Origin of the sequence: Lutispora thermophila DSM 19022 (genome assembly GCF_900142105.1) — a bacterium.
Taxonomy (GTDB): Bacteria; Bacillota; Clostridia; order Lutisporales; family Lutisporaceae; genus Lutispora; species Lutispora thermophila.
Map to the genome: position 1 here is coordinate 204,868 of NZ_FQZS01000006.1, position 17,593 is coordinate 222,460.

At 34.4% G+C, this 17,593-nt stretch carries 19 protein-coding genes and 1 tRNA gene; 14 read left to right on the forward strand and 6 right to left on the reverse strand.

Annotated features, from left to right (window positions below; translation table 11 throughout):
• Nucleotides 1–3: 3 nt before the first annotated feature.
• Together BUB48_RS18485 and BUB48_RS05335 are read right to left on the reverse strand one after the other, a co-directional pair.
• Entirely contained in the window at nt 4–501 is a 498-nt protein-coding gene (locus BUB48_RS18485; protein WP_242944171.1) for a hypothetical protein, read from the reverse strand.
• A 27-nt stretch (nt 502–528) separates the two neighbouring features.
• Nucleotides 529–972, reverse strand: a complete 444-nt coding sequence (locus BUB48_RS05335; RefSeq protein WP_073025210.1) for a cell wall hydrolase — start codon at nt 970–972, stop codon at nt 529–531.
• Nucleotides 973–1,309: 337 nt separating this feature from the next.
• Here BUB48_RS05335 and BUB48_RS05340 point away from each other — a divergent pair, with 337 nt between their 5' ends.
• Nucleotides 1,310–2,680 (forward strand): alanine/glycine:cation symporter family protein, encoded by a 1,371-nt coding sequence (locus tag BUB48_RS05340; RefSeq protein ID WP_073025211.1) that lies wholly within the window; start codon nt 1,310–1,312, stop codon nt 2,678–2,680.
• A 34-nt stretch (nt 2,681–2,714) separates the two neighbouring features.
• Here the strand turns inward: BUB48_RS05340 and BUB48_RS05345 are convergent, their stop codons facing one another.
• Complete coding sequence (locus BUB48_RS05345; protein WP_073025212.1) at nt 2,715–3,548, reverse strand: aminotransferase class IV; 834 nt, start codon at nt 3,546–3,548, stop codon at nt 2,715–2,717.
• A gap of 213 nt (nt 3,549–3,761) precedes the next feature.
• Here BUB48_RS05345 and BUB48_RS05350 point away from each other — a divergent pair, with 213 nt between their 5' ends.
• The 8 genes from BUB48_RS05350 (at nt 3,762) to BUB48_RS05385 (ending at nt 9,287) form a co-directional block, all read left to right on the forward strand.
• Nucleotides 3,762–4,421 carry an MgtC/SapB family protein gene (locus BUB48_RS05350; RefSeq protein WP_073025213.1) on the forward strand — a complete coding sequence of 220 codons (660 nt, stop codon included), beginning with the start codon at nt 3,762–3,764 and terminating at the stop codon, nt 4,419–4,421.
• Between the two features lie 208 nt (nt 4,422–4,629).
• Nucleotides 4,630–5,274: an NlpC/P60 family protein gene (locus BUB48_RS05355; RefSeq protein ID WP_073025214.1), complete on the forward strand. Its 645-nt coding sequence runs from the start codon at nt 4,630–4,632 to the stop codon at nt 5,272–5,274.
• A 291-nt stretch (nt 5,275–5,565) separates the two neighbouring features.
• Nucleotides 5,566–6,201 carry a nicotinate-nucleotide adenylyltransferase gene (gene nadD, locus BUB48_RS05360; RefSeq protein WP_073025215.1) on the forward strand — a complete coding sequence of 212 codons (636 nt, stop codon included), beginning with the start codon at nt 5,566–5,568 and terminating at the stop codon, nt 6,199–6,201.
• Between the two features lie 11 nt (nt 6,202–6,212).
• A complete protein-coding gene (yqeK, locus tag BUB48_RS05365; protein ID WP_073025216.1) occupies nt 6,213–6,785 on the forward strand; it encodes a bis(5'-nucleosyl)-tetraphosphatase (symmetrical) YqeK in 573 nt (190 codons plus the stop codon).
• 16 nt (nt 6,786–6,801) lie between these two features.
• Nucleotides 6,802–7,767 (forward strand): LCP family protein, encoded by a 966-nt coding sequence (locus BUB48_RS05370; RefSeq protein ID WP_073025217.1) that lies wholly within the window; start codon nt 6,802–6,804, stop codon nt 7,765–7,767.
• Nucleotides 7,768–7,804: 37 nt separating this feature from the next.
• A complete protein-coding gene (rsfS, locus tag BUB48_RS05375; protein ID WP_408631039.1) occupies nt 7,805–8,143 on the forward strand; it encodes a ribosome silencing factor in 339 nt (112 codons plus the stop codon).
• An 89-nt stretch (nt 8,144–8,232) separates the two neighbouring features.
• Nucleotides 8,233–8,886 carry a helix-turn-helix transcriptional regulator gene (locus BUB48_RS05380; protein ID WP_073025219.1) on the forward strand — a complete coding sequence of 218 codons (654 nt, stop codon included), beginning with the start codon at nt 8,233–8,235 and terminating at the stop codon, nt 8,884–8,886.
• Nucleotides 8,887–8,903: 17 nt separating this feature from the next.
• Nucleotides 8,904–9,287, forward strand: coding sequence for a RidA family protein (locus tag BUB48_RS05385; protein ID WP_073025220.1), 384 nt, complete (start codon nt 8,904–8,906; stop codon nt 9,285–9,287).
• Between the two features lie 42 nt (nt 9,288–9,329).
• Here BUB48_RS05385 and BUB48_RS05390 read toward each other — a convergent pair whose 3' ends face one another.
• Entirely contained in the window at nt 9,330–10,586 is a 1,257-nt protein-coding gene (locus tag BUB48_RS05390) for a D-alanyl-D-alanine carboxypeptidase family protein (RefSeq protein ID WP_073025221.1), read from the reverse strand.
• A 146-nt stretch (nt 10,587–10,732) separates the two neighbouring features.
• Here BUB48_RS05390 and BUB48_RS05395 point away from each other — a divergent pair, with 146 nt between their 5' ends.
• Genes BUB48_RS05395 through BUB48_RS05415 form a run of 5 tightly spaced genes read left to right on the forward strand, consistent with a single transcriptional unit; the run spans nt 10,733 to nt 16,096 of the window.
• On the forward strand, nt 10,733–11,356 hold the full coding sequence (locus BUB48_RS05395) for a DUF655 domain-containing protein (protein ID WP_073025222.1): 624 nt from the start codon (nt 10,733–10,735) through the stop codon (nt 11,354–11,356).
• 49 nt (nt 11,357–11,405) lie between these two features.
• The gene (selD, locus tag BUB48_RS05400) at nt 11,406–12,449 is read left to right on the forward strand and encodes a selenide, water dikinase SelD (RefSeq protein WP_084524386.1); all 1,044 of its coding nucleotides are present in this window, start codon (nt 11,406–11,408) and stop codon (nt 12,447–12,449) included.
• Nucleotides 12,450–12,464: 15 nt separating this feature from the next.
• On the forward strand, nt 12,465–13,868 hold the full coding sequence (gene selA, locus BUB48_RS05405) for an L-seryl-tRNA(Sec) selenium transferase (RefSeq protein WP_073025224.1): 1,404 nt from the start codon (nt 12,465–12,467) through the stop codon (nt 13,866–13,868).
• A gap of 25 nt (nt 13,869–13,893) precedes the next feature.
• Nucleotides 13,894–15,813 carry a selenocysteine-specific translation elongation factor gene (gene selB, locus BUB48_RS05410; protein WP_073025225.1) on the forward strand — a complete coding sequence of 640 codons (1,920 nt, stop codon included), beginning with the start codon at nt 13,894–13,896 and terminating at the stop codon, nt 15,811–15,813.
• A 19-nt stretch (nt 15,814–15,832) separates the two neighbouring features.
• Complete coding sequence (locus BUB48_RS05415; protein ID WP_073025226.1) at nt 15,833–16,096, forward strand: cysteine-rich small domain-containing protein; 264 nt, start codon at nt 15,833–15,835, stop codon at nt 16,094–16,096.
• Nucleotides 16,097–16,333: 237 nt separating this feature from the next.
• Here BUB48_RS05415 and BUB48_RS18020 read toward each other — a convergent pair.
• Nucleotides 16,334–16,430, reverse strand: a tRNA-Sec gene (locus BUB48_RS18020).
• A gap of 199 nt (nt 16,431–16,629) precedes the next feature.
• Nucleotides 16,630–17,556, reverse strand: a complete 927-nt coding sequence (locus tag BUB48_RS05420) for an AEC family transporter (protein ID WP_073025227.1) — start codon at nt 17,554–17,556, stop codon at nt 16,630–16,632.
• Nucleotides 17,557–17,593 lie beyond the last annotated feature (37 nt).

Consider the following 17,593-nt stretch of genomic DNA (forward strand, 5'->3'; position numbering starts at 1 on the left):
TTATTATCTATAAAACCTTACAAACTTAATGGAATAAATATCACATAAAAGTAGGTCATCGGTTTCCGTTTCATTGATGATGATATAGCTGACACCAACATCCACCAACAAACCTTCCCTATCTATCAACATATTTGTTCCTATTAAGAATTCAACCTTTACTTTAGAACCTATTTGGCTTCTCAAGTAGCCTTGGGTAAACTCTATATCCATAACTCCAAGAGGTGTTTCTGATTGAGGCATTTCTTGTAAAGGAATTTGCGGAGTCTGAGGTATTTGGGTATCTTGAGACATCATAGGCATTTGAGGTACAGTTGGTACTTGTGTCATTTGAGCGCCTTGAGGTATTTGGCTCGTTTGCGGCATCTGTGGCATAGATTGAGTAGTGGAAGGCGTTTGATTTTGCATCATTTGGTTGCCAAAGGATCCATATGGATAAGCTGTTCCTCCCATTTGTTGTAGTGGGACAACAGGAATATTGTTAATTCTATAACTATCCATACAGCTCATTTTTACACTCCTTTCAAATCAAGTTAAGTAATATAATTGGGTAGGGTTATAGAAGCAATGCTGCTGAATTCTGGTGGCAAAGGATCCAGTTCCATTTCTGGGAAATATTTGAGGGCATGTAGGTTGAAAAGGATTAAAATACCAAAGGCTCCATGCTGCTCCTAGTATTTTATTCCCTGATAATGCCCAATCTGCCACTGAATAATGAATCTCTTCTGGAGGGTTTGACCATATATTCTGGGGGTTAGGTCTTCCGCCAATAACAGATGTCATGCAATCAAACTGACCAGGCTGATTTAGTATTCTTCTTAAATCGCCCTGACCAATTCTGAAATATTCGCCATTAGGTACATGAACTCTGTTCATGACTACAGTGGCAACAGCCTTCATGCCATTGTCACCTTCGCCACCAGCTTCACATTTTATAACTCTAGCAAAAAGTTCACGAATGTCGTAAGACATAACACACACCTCTGGTACAATGTTAATAACATTATATGTTGCAAAAAAAATACTGCTACTGATAAATAAAGCTTAGAGGAATAAATTTTAAATACCGAAAGGAAAATTATGGAAATTACTTAAGCGAAGGAGGTTTTATAGTTTGGAAAATTATCTCAATTGTTGTCAAATTATTAACAATTATGAGAATAGTAAGATAAATGAATAATTTTAGTTGTATTTATTCAGAGTTATTGATAAAATGTAAATAAATATTATATGACCCAAAATCAATATAATTAATTTCAGTGTATGTTGGGTGTATATAATATGAATAGCAAGTAATAGGAGGGGTTATATGGATAAGTTGATGGAAATCAACGGTATTATTAACGGTTTTGTTTGGGGCACACCTATGTTGGTATTATTAGTAGGTACAGGCATCTATTTAACTTTACGCACTAATTTTATGTCTATTGGCAAGTTGGGCTACATTTTGAAGAACACCTTATTCAAGATGTTCTCAAAAGAAGGAAAAGGCGAAGGTGAAATTACAGCATTCCAGGCTGTTGCAACGGCGTTGGCTGCAACGGTAGGAACAGGCAACATCGCCGGAGTTGCTACAGCTATAGCTGTTGGAGGACCTGGCGCAGTATTCTGGATGTGGATTTCAGCTTTATTTGGAATGACTACTAAGTTCGGTGAAGTTGTACTTTCTATTCAATACAGGGAAAAAACTCCTGATGGCCGTTATGTAGGAGGACCCATGTATTATATTGAAAAGGGCCTGAAGATGAAATGGTTAGCTTATATATTTGCTGCATTTGGAGCTTTGGCAGCCTTTGGTATAGGCAACATGGTTCAGTCTAATTCTGTTGCTGCATCTCTGGAAGTAAGCTTTGGAATTAGCAAATTAGTTACAGGAATTGTATTGGCAGTATTATCAGCTATAGTTATAATTGGAGGCATAAAAAGAATAGGTCAAGTTACAGAAAAATTAGTGCCTTTCATGGCTGCATTCTACATTCTTGGTGCTCTATATATAATTATTGTTAATATATCTCATATAGGAGAAGCCTTTGGATTGATATTTGGGAGCGCCTTTACTGGTACTGCAGCTATAGGTGGTTTTGCAGGTTCTACTATGAAGATTGCTATGACAAAAGGTATTGCTCGTGGAGTATTTTCCAATGAAGCAGGCCTTGGTAGCGCTCCAATAGCTCATGCTGCAGCAACTACTGACCATCCTGTTCGTCAAGGTTTATGGGGAGTATTCGAAGTATTTGTTGATACAATAGTTATTTGCTCATTGACTGCCCTTTCAATTATAATGTCAGGTGTATGGAATAGTGGAGCAACTGGATCAGAATTGACAACATTGGCATTTAATGAAGGTCTTCCGGGACCTGGAGGATATATAGTATCAATAGGTATATTGCTATTTGCATTTTCTACCATACTAGGCTGGGCATATTATGGAGAACGTTGCGCAGAATATCTATTCGGACCTAAGATTAACAAACTATACAGGATCATATGGATACCATTTATTGTTATAGGTGCTATAGGCGGATTGAATACCCTATGGGACTTGGCAGATACATTGAATGGTTTGATGGCAATTCCTAACTTAATAGGTGTTCTAGGTCTAAGTGGTGTCATAATCAAGCTTACTAAAGAGTTTTTTGCAAGTGAAAATAAGGCAGCAAGGAAAAATGTAAATGCGTAAATAAATCATAAAGCGAGGGAATGAAACCCTCGCTTTATGATTTATAGCTGTTTACATACTCTTTGATTCTTAAATCATAAGCCTTCATTAACTTCTGTATTGTTTCATCTTTTGAAGAATTGAATGTCATGTCGTCTACTTTGCAAACGGGCAGTACTTTTGGAGAAGTTCCTGTTATGAATAAACCATCACAAAGGTTTAAAAATGACTTGTGTATTGGTTCTTCAATAACTTTTATACCTAGTTCATTGGCTAACTCAATTACATGAGTGCGAGTTACACCTAGAAGCACATCTTGTTTTTGGGAAGTGTATAGAGTCTTGTCTTTGGTAAAAAACACATTTGATTTACTGCCCTCAGTTATATAACCTTGTTCATTAACCAAAAGTGCTTCATAAGCATCATTTTTGAGAAGTTCTTTATTGATTTTTTCTCGTAATTGAGAATTCTGTACCTTTGCATTAGGGTTTTCCCTTAAGGCTTTAAATAATATTGTATTGATACCAGTCACATAAAGATCCGGATTTGGATAGCTGCTTTTGATAAAGAAGATTGAATAGTTGATGGTATTATTGTAATCTTTATATACTATTATTTTCAAGTTCTTAAGAGGGCTATGGTTTATAAGTATAACCTTCTTTATATCCGATTGAATTTTATCAATCAAGTGTGATATATTAATATCAATCATTTCTGATGACTTTAACAATCTGGACATATGATCTTCCAAAAATAAAGGTATACCATCTATAACACGTATTACTTCGTAAACTATTTTATAATGGGAGTTTTCATAAACAGCTTGAGATTCATTATTTATGATGTCTCCATTATGTATTGAGTATTTTTCTATGGCTTCATTATTCATACCATCATCTCCAATACTTTTTATTATTTACATTAGTATTATATCATAATATGAACTATATTTATTTTACATAATAAACATTACATGTAACAAGCTTTCAAAAATTAGGTATTTACGTATAATTTAGTGAGGCTTATTTGATACATGAACTTTAGAATCAATGAATTTTAGGCAATAAGGCCTCAAGTGAGTGATATAACAGGAGTGATGTTTATGACTGGTTTATTGGATGTATTATTAAGACTTGGTACAGCAGCGGTATTAGCTGGATTGGTCGGTTTAGAAAGAGAAACCTCAAATCGTCCCGCAGGTTTTAGAACTCATATATTAGTGAGTGTAGCTTCTTCACTAGTTATGATAGGAAACTTGTATGCATTTGAATTGCTTAAATATCAAGCTAATATGGATCCAATGAGATTAGGTGCACAAGTCATAAGTGGAATAGGCTTTTTAGGGGCCGGTACAATACTCAAAGAGGGTGCAACCATAAGGGGCCTTACAACTGCAGCCAGTCTTTGGTCAGTAGCTTGCATAGGCTTGGTGTGTGGGCTTGGATTCTATTCTGGAGCAATATGTGCTACTATTTTTGTACTGCTATCCTTGATTACATTGAATAAAATAGAAGTAGTTATAAATAAAAAAAGACAATATCTTCATTTAATCATAAAGTCTGTGGATAAGCCTGGGCAATTAGGTAAAATTGGCATTGAATTGGGGAAACTCAATGTTGCTATAAAGAACATTTCTATTGAACCAATAGATGAGTACAATGTGATAATAAAGCTGGTATTGAAAGGAACAAAAGACTTAAAACCTGAGGATATAATTAAGGCAATTACCTCAATTGATGGTATAAGCATGATTGAAATTTAAATTTCCTTTATGAAAATAAATTATATTTTATGTTCATGGAATTTTACAAAATATTGGATTAAATGTTTTAAGAGGAGTCATAAAGAATTCCCATCATTCATAGGAACTATTACAGCATATGTTCTAATATTCTATATTAGGCAGAGAAGTATAGGTATATGAATTAAGTATAGTAAAATATGTTTATTAAGGGCGAAGTGATGAATGAATGAAAACTAATAAAGGTCTTGTAGAGTATGCTCAAAAAGCATTGAAAGAGAAATGGGGTTATGTATGGGGGACATTCGGTCTGACACTCAATGAAACATTACTTAAGCAAAAGTTGAAGCAGTATCCTAAAGAAGTAGGACAGTATGAAAGTTTCATCAGAAAAAATTGGCTTGGGAAAAAAACTGTGGATTGTATTGGCCTAATAAAAGCATATATTTGGGATACCGGTAACGGTATAAAATATGATTCAAAGACAGATGTAAATGTAGGCGGTATGGTAAATGCTGCAAAAGAAAAAGGTCAAATTAATAACTTGCCAGAGATTCCGGGAATTTTGGTATACAAATCAGGGCATATAGGTGTATATATAGGTGGTGGATGGGTAATCGAAGCAAAAGGAACGAAATACGGGGTGGTGAAAACACCTTTGAAAGGAACCGGAGCAACACCATGGACTGGATGGTGTAAATGTCCTTATATTGTATATGAAGAACATAAGCAAGAGATTTTAGTTATCGTGGATAGATTGAGGCAAAAGGGATATATAACAGCAACTCAGTATTGGACAAATGTACTTGAAGGCAAAGAGCCTGTTAATTTGGAGTATTTGAAGATATTACTGAAACGGGTTGTGGGATTATAGACAGGTAGTCGAAAGGCTACCTTTTTATGTTTTGTGATGTAATAATTCTAAGATAAAATTTTTTAAAGGGGATAATGTCTATACTATGATAAAGTTAAAAAGTTAACAAAGTGTATAGAATTTTTTTCAAAAGCTCATCTTCATATATTATATGAAGATGATAAAAAGCTAATGATCAGTATTTGCAATAATTTGCGGTTTTTAATTGCTTGCAAAAAAATAATGGTGTATAATATTTACATCTGCATGATAATGAATGCAGTATAATAATAGAATGAGGTACAAAAGAAGATGGATAAAAACGATAGAGTAAATATATATAAAAGACTGGCGGTTATGGGAGGTACTTTTGATCCAATACATTACGGACATTTGGTAACAGCTGAGGCAGTAAGAGATAAGTTTCAGTTGGAAAAGGTTCTTTTTATGCCAACTAAAAATCCTCCTCATAAAATGAATAGACTTACTACAGATGCGTATCACAGATATTTAATGACAGTTTTGGCTACGATAACAAACCCTTATTTCGAAGTTTCTCGTTTGGAGATAGAAAGAAGCGGTATCACATATACCGTTGATACAATAAGGGAACTACGAAAAATACATGGCGATGATGCAGAAATCTATTTTATTACAGGTGCCGATGCCATTTTAGAAATACTTACATGGCACAATGTAGAGGAGTTATTGGGAATGTGTCAGTTTGTAGCTGCCACGAGACCGGGTTTTTATGGATATGAAATGGAACAAAAGCTTGAAGAAATCAAGTCTAAATACGGTAAGGAGATATATAGTATTGAAGTACCTTCTTTAGCAATTTCATCTACAGATATTAGAAATAGGATAAAAAACAATAAGACTATAAGGTATTTATTGCCTGAGTCTGTGGAGCATTATATAAGAAAGAACGGTTTGTATGTGAAGTAGTGGAGTTTGCTATGGTGGGATTGAATTTTATAGATAAGTACTTAAAAGAGCATTTATCAAAAAAAAGGTACATCCATTCTTTAAATGTAGCTGATATTGCTGCATCTATCGCAGAGCATTATGATGTAGATGAAAGTAAAGCGAGGTTGGCAGGTTTAATTCACGACTGCAGCAAGGAAGAAAGTTATGAGGATTTAGTCAATTATGCTCAGAATTGCGGTTTCCCGGTAGACGAAGAAAGCTATAATATACCTGAAATTCTGCATGGACCAGGTTCTGTTTATATAGCAAGATCTATATTTGGTATAGATGATGTAGAGGTACTTTCTTCAGTAAGATATCATGTTACAGGAAAAGAAAATATGACTCTCATGGAGAAAATTGTTTTTATTGCTGATTATATAGAACCTTCAAGAAAATTTGATGGTATTGATAATATAAGGGATTTAGTTTATCAAGACATAGACAAAGCCTTGCTATTTGCTTTTGACTTAACAATTAAATATATTATTGATAGAAAAGGACTGCTTCATCATGATACAGTCGATGCAAGAAACTTTTTAATAAAAAACACAACACTATGATGAATGGAGTGTTATCATGAAGAGATTTTTAATAATTTTTACTGTTTCGTTTCTGGTTTTTGCTTTGATTATAGGAGGTTCAACTTATTATTATCTTGGCAAGTTTAAGCATAATGAGTCTGAACTAGCTCAAATAATAGAAGACAATCCTGATCTTCAACCACCAAGTGCTAAAGATGATTCAATAGTGAATTTTCTTGTTATGGGCATAGATGATGCCAGATCAGATCTTATGATGGTGGTGAGATTTAATAAAGATAATAATAAAGCAGCTATTATTTCTATTCCTAGGGACACCAGGGTTTATATTGAAAATTATGGTTATGACAAAATTAATCATGCAGTGAGCAAAAAAGAGGGAGCCTTACTGGCTATGGATACTGTAGGCAAACTTCTAGATATACCCATTCATTATTATTTTACGATGGATTTTAAAGGTGCTGAAAAGATAATCGATGTAATGGGCGGAGTGAAAGTTAATGTACCTATAAATATGAAGTATGATGATCCCACTCAGAATCTTCATATAAATATTAAAAAAGGCGAACAGGTTCTAAATGGAAAGAATGCAGTGCATTTTGTAAGATATAGGGCAACCTATGCAAATGGAGATTTGGATAGAATACCTGTTCAGCAACAGTTTGCTAAAGCCTTGATAGAGCATATGACCAGTCCCAAAATGTTACCTAAGGCTTTTTCAATACTGGATACTGCCAGCAAATATTTAAAGACTAATATGGATCAGTCTGAGTTAGCTTCTTATGCATTAAGATTGAAGGATATTGATGTAGAGAATATAAAGATGTATACTCTACCTGGAGATGCAAAATATATTAATAATATTTCTTATTTTATCTATGATGAGGATGGGTTAAAGCAGTTTAATGAAGAAGTATGCAGTGCCATTGGCATCCAAAAAAGTGCAGGAGAGAATATTGATAGCATAGATGACCAAGAGTCAGATGTTGTTAGCAGGAAATGAATACAATCAATATACTGGAGGGGTATTTTTGCAGGAAATATCTAAGCTAAAGGTTGACAGAATCGTACAAACATTACAGGATAAAAAGGCAAAGGACATAAAGGTCCTCGATATTAGGGAACTTTCTACTTTAAGTGACTATTTTGTTATTGCAACAGGTACTTCCACTACGCATGTTCAATCTCTTTGTGATAACGTAGAAGAGAATATGGATAAAGAAGGTTATCAACTGCATCATAAAGAAGGATTTAGAAGTGGCAGATGGATACTATTGGATTATTATGATGTAGTTGTTCATATCTTCTATGAAGAGGAAAGGAATTTTTATAACCTGGAAAGGCTCTGGGTAGATGCAAAAACTATTACTGTTGAATGATTATATTAAAATCTCACATCCATGATGGAAGTGAGATTTTAATTGTGATACAATATAAAGTAGACATGTGTATGTGGGGAGGGTAAACTTTGAAAAATAAAGTACATCCTTTATTGGAAACATTCATTCCTATAGTAGAAGGTTTAGCAGAGACTTTTGGTAAAAATTGTGAAGTGGTTTTGCATGATATAAAAAATCCTCAAAGTTCAATAGTTGCTATAGCTAATTCTCATGTTACAGGCCGTCAGGTAGGAGGTCCAATGAGTGAATATGGGCTATCAACGCTTAAAAGGGGACAATTCGATAAACCTAAAATTAATTATATGAAAAAGACATCAGATGGTAGAATACTTAAGTCTTCCCTTATGTATATAAAAGATGAAAATGGAGAGCTAATAGGTTTCTTATGCATAAATATTGACGTATCTGAAATCACTGTAGTGAAGAATATCCTAAACGATATGTTTGAAATTGCTTCTCAAGATTCTTCCGTTGAGAGTCAGGAAGATAGTTTCGGAAGTACAATAAATGAAGTTCTAAGCAATATTGTAGATAAGACACTGGAGAACTTCGGGAAGCCTGTTGCTTTTATGTCAAAGGAAGATAAAGTAAGCATAGTTGAAGCTTTGGAAGAGAAAGGTGTATTCTTGATAAAAGGAGCAGTAGACTATGTTGCAAAAGTGCTATGTGTTTCCAGGTACACAATTTATAACTACTTGGATGAAATAAGAGTAAATGCATAATTTTAGGAGGTATGAAAATGGTTAAAGAAGTAATTAGCACAACTAAGGCTCCAGCAGCCATAGGTCCCTATTCACAAGGAATAAGATGTGGAAATCTTTTGTTTGTTTCAGGTCAAACACCTTTGAATCCTGAAACAGGAAAGATAGCTGAGGGGGATATTCAAGCTCAAGCTAGACAATGTTTGGAAAATGTTAAAGCAATACTTGAAGCTGCAGGTACTAATCTAGATAATGTACTTAAAACTACAGTATTTATCAAAGATATGAATAACTTTAGTAAGATCAATGAGATATATGCTCAGTATTTTACAAAAAATCAACCTGCCAGATCCTGCATAGAAGCTGCAAGGCTTCCATTGGATGTGCAGGTAGAGATTGAAGTAATAGCATATATTGAATAATATATAGAAAAAGAGGCCTATTACCAGAATCGGCCTCTTTTTCTATCCATAAAGAGTACAGGAGCTTGTTTTCTTTTTTTTCTTCTTTTTTTTTCTGATATAGCGGCTAGTAACTACAATGGTCCTCCAAACAATATAAGCTATAAATAGTCGAAAAAACCATTTTAAAACAGGTACAGATTTTTTTTCAGGCAATAACAGTTCTTCTGCTGACAGCAAATTCACCTTATAAATTTCTTCCCCATCTATGGAATAGCTTATATAACCTAGTACCTGGCCTTTGCTTATAGGTTTGCTGATATTGTCCAATAGCGTAATATTACTTTCGATTTTTGAGGTTTCATTTTCTGACATAGTAAAGTAAAAGTCTTCAGCAGCCAAAAGATTCAGTTTCTCATCAGAATCAGGAATGGTTATAGTAGTTACTATCTGATCCTTTGTTAACAGCTTTCTGCTTGTAAAATTATTAAAGCCATACTCAAAGAGGGCAATGGTGTTTGTGTACATATTAGCATCACTGTTTGTGCTGTTTTCATTCATTACAACAGATATGAGCTCCATTCCATCCTTTAGGGCTCCAGCTACCAGATTATGTTTTGCTTTTGTTGTATATCCCGTCTTTATGCCGATTGCATATTCATAGCTGTATTTTTTATAAGTCTGCCATAGAAGTTTGTTTGTGTTTGTTATGTAATTTCTTTCAGGTTGCTTATTGGTCGCTGGAATAGTATATTTTAGTGTACTTACAACCTCTCTGAATTTAGGTAAAGTCATTGCATGTTTGGCAATAAGTGCCATATCTTTTGCAGTAGTAACATGAGTATCGTCATGAAGACCATTTGGATTTACAAAGTTCGTATTTAGTGCACCTAATTCTCTAGCTCTCTTATTCATGAGCTTTGCAAACTCTTCCACCGAACCTGATATATGTTCCGCAATAGCTACTGCAGCATCATTTGCAGATTCTAGCATCATTGCATAGAGGAGCTGTTCTAAAGTTAACTGCTCACCGGGAATAAGATAAATTTGACTGCTTCCTTTTTCAATGAGAGGAGGGTTAGTGCCTATGGTGACAATATCATTTAAATTCCCTTGCTCTATACATAGTATGGCAGTCATAATTTTTGTGGTGCTAGCAGGGAATCTTTGTACTTCACTTTCTTTTTCATATAAGATCCGTCCTGTCTTTGCATCCATGAGAATAGCTGAAGGAGATGTAATATTTGGTTCTGCCCATGTAGTGCTAAAGCTGCATATAAAGACTAAAACTGCTGTCAAAATTATGATTCTTTTCTTCATTTCTACCTCCAATTCAAATATTCATAGAATAGTATATCAAAAAAAGTTTAAAAAAACATTAAATAAATAAAGAATATGTGAAAAACAAGGAATAATTTATCGAATGTAGAACTAAGTAGTATCAAAAATGAGGGGTGTGGATAATTATGTATAGCAAAAAAGAAAAAGTGCTTATTTGCATTATAATTATTCTAGCTTTAGCTCTCATAGGGAACGTGTATATTAACTCTCATAAACCTACTGAGATATCTTTGGAAAGTAATGAATATGAAGACGCAAAAAAAGATGAAGATGAGATCAAGAGAACTCAACAGGAATCAGAACTAATAGGGGTTCATATTAGTGGAGCAGTTAAAAATCCAGGATTTATATGGATTAAAGAAGGCACTAGACTGGGAGAAGCTCTTAATTATGTAGGAGGAGCTCTTGTTGATGCAGATCTTGATGCAGTTAATTTATCTAAAAAACTATCGGATGAAGAGAAGGTATATATACCAAGAATTGGGGAGAATATTGAAAAGGCAGAAATTTTATCAGGCAATGGAAAAACGAGCGTAAACAGTAGTTTCAATGACGGAAAGATAAATATAAATACTGCAGGTATAGATGAACTTGACAGCTTACCGGGAATTGGAGAAGCCTATGCAAAACGGATTATAGAATATAGGGAAGCAAATGGTCCTTTTAAAAGCATAGAGGATATAAAAAATGTTTCAGGAATAGGAGCAAAGAGATACGAAGCTATTAAGGATTTGATAAAGGTAAAATAGTTGTGTTAGAATAACAGAAGCAATCGTTGCTGATGAAGGGGATGATAAAATGGATATAAAAGATAAAAGGCTTACGCAGATGACACATAGCTCAGGTTGAGCGGCCAAAATAGGTCCAGAGACCTTGGCACAAGTTTTGCGCCATTTACCAAAGTTTAATGATGATAATTTAATAGTTGGTCTGGATACATCAGATGATGCAGCTGTTTATAAAATAAATGATGATACTGGTATAATACTTACAATGGATTTTTTTACGCCCGTTGTAGATGATCCTTATAAGTACGGCCAAGTGGCGGCTGCCAACTCTTTAAGTGATGTGTATGCCATGGGAGGTAGGCCCTTAACAGCTATGAATATTGTATGTTTTCCCAATTGCCTTTCGGTGGATATACTGGGGCAGATTCTTAAAGGCGGTGCAGATAAAATTCTTGAGGCAGGTGCAGTGGTAGCGGGAGGACATAGTGTAGAGGATAATGAGCCTAAATATGGATTGTCAGTTATGGGTATTGTTCATCCAGATAAAGTTGTTACAAATTCTAATGCAAAACCTGGAGATGTATTGATACTTACGAAACCTTTAGGAATTGGGATACTAAACACGGCAATAAAGGCAGATTTGGTTGAAAAAGAAATAATAGAAAAGGCTATAAATATTATGTCGTATCTGAACAAGGATGCTTGTGAAGCAATGCAAGCTGTGGGAGTAAACAGCTGCACAGATATTACAGGTTTTGGATTATTAGGTCATGCGTTGGAGATGGCAGAAGGAAGCGATGTAACAATTGAAATATGGTCCGATTATATACCTGTTGTACAGGAAAGCATTGAACTTGCGAAAATGGGTATAATCCCCGGAGGTGCATACAGGAATCAAGAACATATAGGGGATAAAGTGGTTTTTATCAATAACGTAAAGCAGGAAATAAAAGATATATTATTTGACCCTCAAACCTCAGGAGGATTGATGATTTCCGTCAGTGAGGGCAAAGCTGAAGAATTACTTAGCTTACTGAGAGAAAAGAACAAAACTCCTTTCAGCATAATCGGAAAAGTTAAAAATAAAGGTAAAAAACCTTTAGAAGTAATTTAAAAATGGAGGATGAATATGTCTGATAAAAAAGCACTTCTTAGCAGTATACCTTCTGTTGATGAGTTATTAAATAATGAGCATATAACAAAGCTATTAGATATATACCCTAGAACTGTACTAGTGGATTCCATCAGAGAATACCTGAAAAAGTACAGAGAAAGTATTTTGCAAGCTGAGGATGTCCATAAGCTTGTATTAAGTCATAATTCTATAATAGATGGAATTATCGCCTATGTTAAGGATAAAAGCGGCAACAATTTGAAGAATGTTATAAATGGAACCGGAGTAGTTCTTCATACAAATTTAGGTAGAGCTTGTATTAGTCCTGCTGTAATTGATAACCTTGTAAAGATTTCATCCAGATATTCAAATCTAGAAATGGATCTTGCTAAAGGCTCAAGGGGATCCAGGTACGACCATGTTGAGGAAATACTATGTTATTTGACTAAAGCTGAAGCTGCAATGGTTGTAAATAACAATGCAGCAGCTGTTATGCTTGTTCTCAGCACCATGGCAAAAGATGGTGAAGTAATAGTGTCGAGAGGACAGCTTGTTGAAATCGGAGGTTCTTTCAGAGTTCCAGATGTTATGGCTCAAAGTGGTGCGAAGCTAGTTGAGGTGGGAACTACCAACAAGACTCACTTGTGGGATTATGAAAAAGCAATAGGTGATAATACCAAGGCATTGATGAAGGTACATACAAGCAATTATAGGATAATAGGATTTACAGAAGAAGTTAAATCTGACGAGTTAGTAGATTTAGGGAGAAAGAAAGGTATACCGGTTATTGAAGATTTGGGAAGCGGTATGCTTATAGATTTATCAAAATATGGACTGCCCTATGAGCCTACAGTTCAGGAAGCAATTGCTTCCGGTATGGATGTAGTAACCTTTAGTGGAGATAAGATGCTTGGAGGACCTCAAGCAGGTATAATTGTTGGTAAAAGAAAATATATAGACGAAATGAAGAAAAATCCTCTAACTAGAGCATTTAGAATTGATAAGATGACCCTTGCAGCATTGGAAGGAACCTTAAAGCTTTATTTGGATGAGCAAAGAGCTATAAAAGAAATACCTGTATTAAGAATGCTCACAGAAGATAAAGAAGAAATAAGAAAGAGAGCAGAAAAGTTATATAACAAATTGATGCATTCCTTAGAGGATAAATGTTCAATGTTGCTATGTGATGATTATTCGGAGGTAGGAGGAGGTTCTATGCCAATGCACAAGATGCCTACTATCGTAATTAGCATATCATCGGATAGAATTTCCGTTAATCAACTGGAAAATAAGCTGAGAAGCAATGAAACGCCTATAATTACTCGAATATCTAAAGATAGAATTTTAATAGATATGAGGACAATCTGGGAAGATGAGTTTGACATAATAGAAGAAGCACTTATTAAAGCTTTAGAATAAGTCGATCGAAAGTGAGGTTTCTGATTTGAAACATGTGATTATTGGTACTGCTGGACATATAGATCATGGAAAAACAACACTTATAGGAGCTTTAACAGGCAGGAATACAGACAGGCTTAAAGAAGAAAGGGAAAGAGGCATTTCCATTGAGTTGGGCTTTACTTATTTCGATCTGCCTAGTGGAAGAAGAGCAGGAATTATAGATGTACCGGGCCATGAGAGGTTTATCAAAAATATGTTGGCAGGCATCGGTGGTATAGATTTAGTAATGCTTGTTGTTGCAGCTGACGAAGGTGTTATGCCTCAGACAAAGGAACATTTGAATATATTGTCACTGTTGAAAATAAAAAAGGGAATAATTGTTCTTACAAAAAAAGACATGGTAGATGATGAATGGCTTGAGATAGTTATTGAACAGGTAAAAGAAGATGTTTCGGGAACTTTTTTAGAGAATGCACCTATTATACCGGTTTCTTCTACAACGAGAGAAGGCTTGGATAGATTGGTAAATGAAATTGATTTTCTCACAGAAGAGGTAGAACCTAAAGATGTTCATAAGCCAATGAGACTTCCTATAGATAGAGTTTTCAGTATACAAGGGTTTGGAACTATTGTTACTGGTACTTTAATTTCCGGAACAATCAAAGAAGGCGATAAGATAATGATTTATCCGCATAAGATAGAGTCCAGGGTAAGAAGTATACAGGTTCATGAGACTACGGTAGGTATTGCGGAAGCAGGTCAAAGAGTTGCAATAAACTTAGCCGGTATAAAAGTGGAGGAGATTTCAAGAGGTGATGTTATTGCTGCAATAGATTCTATGGAACCCACATATATGTTTGATGCAAAATTGGAGCTATTAAAAGATGCAGAGAGAAGTATAAGCAACAGAGATAGATTGAGGATATATCATGGATCTGCTGAAGTATTTGGAAGAGTTGTACTTCTTGATAGAGAGGAGTTGCTACCTGGAGAAAATGCATTTGTACAAATGAGGCTTGAAGAGCAAATTGCATGTCAAAAGGATGATCGTTTCGTAATTAGATTTTACTCACCCATGATAACCATAGGAGGAGGAACAATATTGGATCCAAATCCTCCAAAAAGGAAAAGATTCAGAGAAGAAAATATAGAAGAGCTTAGTGTAAAAGAAAAGGGGGATATAGAAGATATTGTAGAACAGCAAATATTCAGGATGAGTGAATCATATCCTGATGTTGCTGCAATAGCAAAGGCAGCAGGCAATATCTCCATTGAAAGCTGCAACATAGTGTTGGGGAATCTTGAAAAGAAGGGTGCCATTAAATCCTTTAAGACTATGGAAGGAGCTTTTTATGTACACAGCAGGTTTTTAGAGGATTTAGTTGAAAAAGTAAAGATAGTCCTTGAGGATTTCCATAAAAAGAATCCGCTTAAAACTGGGATGTCAAAAGAGGAGCTTAGGACAAAAGTTATGAGTTATACAAAGCCAAAAGTAAGCGATGAGCTTTATGGTTTCCTGATTTCTAATAAAGTGGTAAAGGTAAATGAACAGAATGTTTCACTATGGGATTTTAAAGTAGAGTTAAGCGAAGAACAGGAGAAAATAAGAAAGCAGATTATGGATTTATATAATAGCAACAAGTACAATCCACCGAAGTATAAGGATTTAAGCACAATACTGAAACTTCAGGAAAAGATACTTGAACCCATATATAATACTTTAATAGACAGTGGAGAACTCATAAGAGTTGATTTGGAAACAGTTTTCTCAAAGGAAGCAATAAAAGATGCAAAAGAGTTGGTAGTAGATTATATTAAGAAAAATAAATCTATACAGCTTGGGGAGTTTAGAGATCTGTTAGGAACCAGTAGGAAATATGCTATGGCTATTTTGGATTATTTTGATCAAATCAAAATAACCAGGAGAGTAGAGGATAAGAGAATATTGCATAGTAGCAAATAAATATGAAAGAGGGGGTAACGTGGGAGAGCAATATAAATTTTTTACCCATAAAGAATGTGAATTTTATCCTTGCCATAAATCAGGAGATAATAAAAAGTTCAATTGTCTGTTTTGCTATTGTCCATTGTATGCACTAAAAGAAAATTGTGGAGGAAATTATCAATATGTTGAAGGTGGAATAAAGGATTGCAGTAATTGTTTAATCCCTCACAGTGAAAAAGGATATGATTATATAATGGGAAAAGTATCGGCCTTAATAGATATGGCTAAGAAAAAAGAATAAAAACTTCATGAAAAAAATAAGAAAGGCTTACGGAAGTATTTTATTAACGAAAAAGCTTTTTTGAAAGTCATTACGGAAAGTTAATATTTTTATAAGAGAGGCTTCCTTTGGAAGCGTTTATAACAATCAATGAAGCCTTTCTTGAAATGCTTTTAACGGAAAGTATAAATTAATGAAATTCATACTTTCCTAAACATCATAAAAAAACCTCTCCCAATGAGAGGTTTTTATCTTAGTTGGCGGGAGTATGTGGGAATCGAACCCACCCAGGAAGCTACCAACTCCCCACGCTGGTTTTGAAGACCAGAGGGCACACCAGCACCCATCTACCCCCTTGTTATAAGCTCCGTTTAACATAATATCACAGCATAGAAATAAAAACAATCGTTTTTTGTAGAAATAATAATATAATGCATTAAAATTGTATATTTTTTATTTATTCATTCCATTAAACGTATTACATAAAAGGAATTTCTTGCTGATGTAGAAACTGGTTTTACTATAATCTTATTTATTATACCCAATGACATTTACTATATGAGTATATAATTGTTAAGAATGAATATTATACATGGTAGAGTTACTAAGAATAGGAGGGTTGTAACAAATACTGCAACCGATGTAAAAGTCGGTTCCGCATTGAACTGTTTAGCAAATATGGCATTGGTAGTGCCAGAAGGCGCAGCTGCCAATATTGTACATAAGGAGATCACTGTATTATTTATACCTAACCAGCTAAGTACAAAAGCTAAAACAGTAGGTATCAATAAAAGTCTGAAAAAGGATATCACTCCTATTCTCCAATCAAAGAAGCTTTTTACTGAATCAATATCTGCAATATAAGAACCAATAAGTATCATAGAGATAGGAGTTGTCATATCTCCAATCATATCCAATGCAGTAAGAAGAACTGCAGGCATTCTGATTTTCAATGTAAAAAGTATTATTGTTAAAGAAGATGATATTGTGCCAATATTGAAAAGCTTTTTTAAATCTATGGAACCTTCCTTATTGATAATCAATATTCCATATGTCCACAATAATAGATTAAATATGAGATTGACTATTGTGGCGTATAATACTCCTATTTGACCAAGCATGGCATTTACTATGGGGAATCCCATGAAACCGACATTTGCAAAGGTGATTAAGTTAATGTAAGTATCTGCTAAAGGAGACTTAAATCTAAACAATCGAGCGGTTCCATTGGCGAACAATATTATTATGATATAAAAAACAATTGTAATACAGAATATTTGGAGCATATTTGGCAAAGTATCTGGATCATAGCTAACATTTATTGTGGAGAGCATAAGTGAAGGAAGTGTTATGTTTAACATAACACTTGATAGAGATTTCTCCGTGTTTTCATCTATTAACTTAGTTTTTTTACATATGAATCCTATGATCATTATTGTAAATAAAATTAGAATTTGATTTACAGCTACTTGGAAACTCATAATCCACCTCAAAACTCATAAAATGGGAATAACATTT

Excerpts from the sequence above, each read along its gene's own strand:
- BUB48_RS05355 (WP_073025214.1), top strand. The coding sequence starts at position 4,630 with ATGAAAACTAATAAAGGTCTTGTAGAGTATGCTCAAAAAGCATTGAAA.
- BUB48_RS05385 (WP_073025220.1), top strand. The coding sequence starts at position 8,904 with ATGGTTAAAGAAGTAATTAGCACAACTAAGGCTCCAGCAGCCATAGGT.
- BUB48_RS05340 (WP_073025211.1), top strand. The coding sequence starts at position 1,310 with ATGGATAAGTTGATGGAAATCAACGGTATTATTAACGGTTTTGTTTGG.
- BUB48_RS05420 (WP_073025227.1), bottom strand. The coding sequence starts at position 17,556 with ATGAGTTTCCAAGTAGCTGTAAATCAAATTCTAATTTTATTTACAATA.
- BUB48_RS05345 (WP_073025212.1), bottom strand. The coding sequence starts at position 3,548 with ATGAATAATGAAGCCATAGAAAAATACTCAATACATAATGGAGACATC.
- BUB48_RS05390 (WP_073025221.1), bottom strand. The coding sequence starts at position 10,586 with ATGAAGAAAAGAATCATAATTTTGACAGCAGTTTTAGTCTTTATATGC.
- BUB48_RS05350 (WP_073025213.1), top strand. The coding sequence starts at position 3,762 with ATGACTGGTTTATTGGATGTATTATTAAGACTTGGTACAGCAGCGGTA.
- selA (WP_073025224.1), top strand. The coding sequence starts at position 12,465 with ATGTCTGATAAAAAAGCACTTCTTAGCAGTATACCTTCTGTTGATGAG.
- BUB48_RS05395 (WP_073025222.1), top strand. The coding sequence starts at position 10,733 with ATGTATAGCAAAAAAGAAAAAGTGCTTATTTGCATTATAATTATTCTA.
- BUB48_RS05335 (WP_073025210.1), bottom strand. The coding sequence starts at position 972 with ATGTCTTACGACATTCGTGAACTTTTTGCTAGAGTTATAAAATGTGAA.
- BUB48_RS05370 (WP_073025217.1), top strand. The coding sequence starts at position 6,802 with ATGAAGAGATTTTTAATAATTTTTACTGTTTCGTTTCTGGTTTTTGCT.
- BUB48_RS18485 (WP_242944171.1), bottom strand. The coding sequence starts at position 501 with ATGGATAGTTATAGAATTAACAATATTCCTGTTGTCCCACTACAACAA.
- nadD (WP_073025215.1), top strand. The coding sequence starts at position 5,566 with ATGGATAAAAACGATAGAGTAAATATATATAAAAGACTGGCGGTTATG.
- yqeK (WP_073025216.1), top strand. The coding sequence starts at position 6,213 with ATGGTGGGATTGAATTTTATAGATAAGTACTTAAAAGAGCATTTATCA.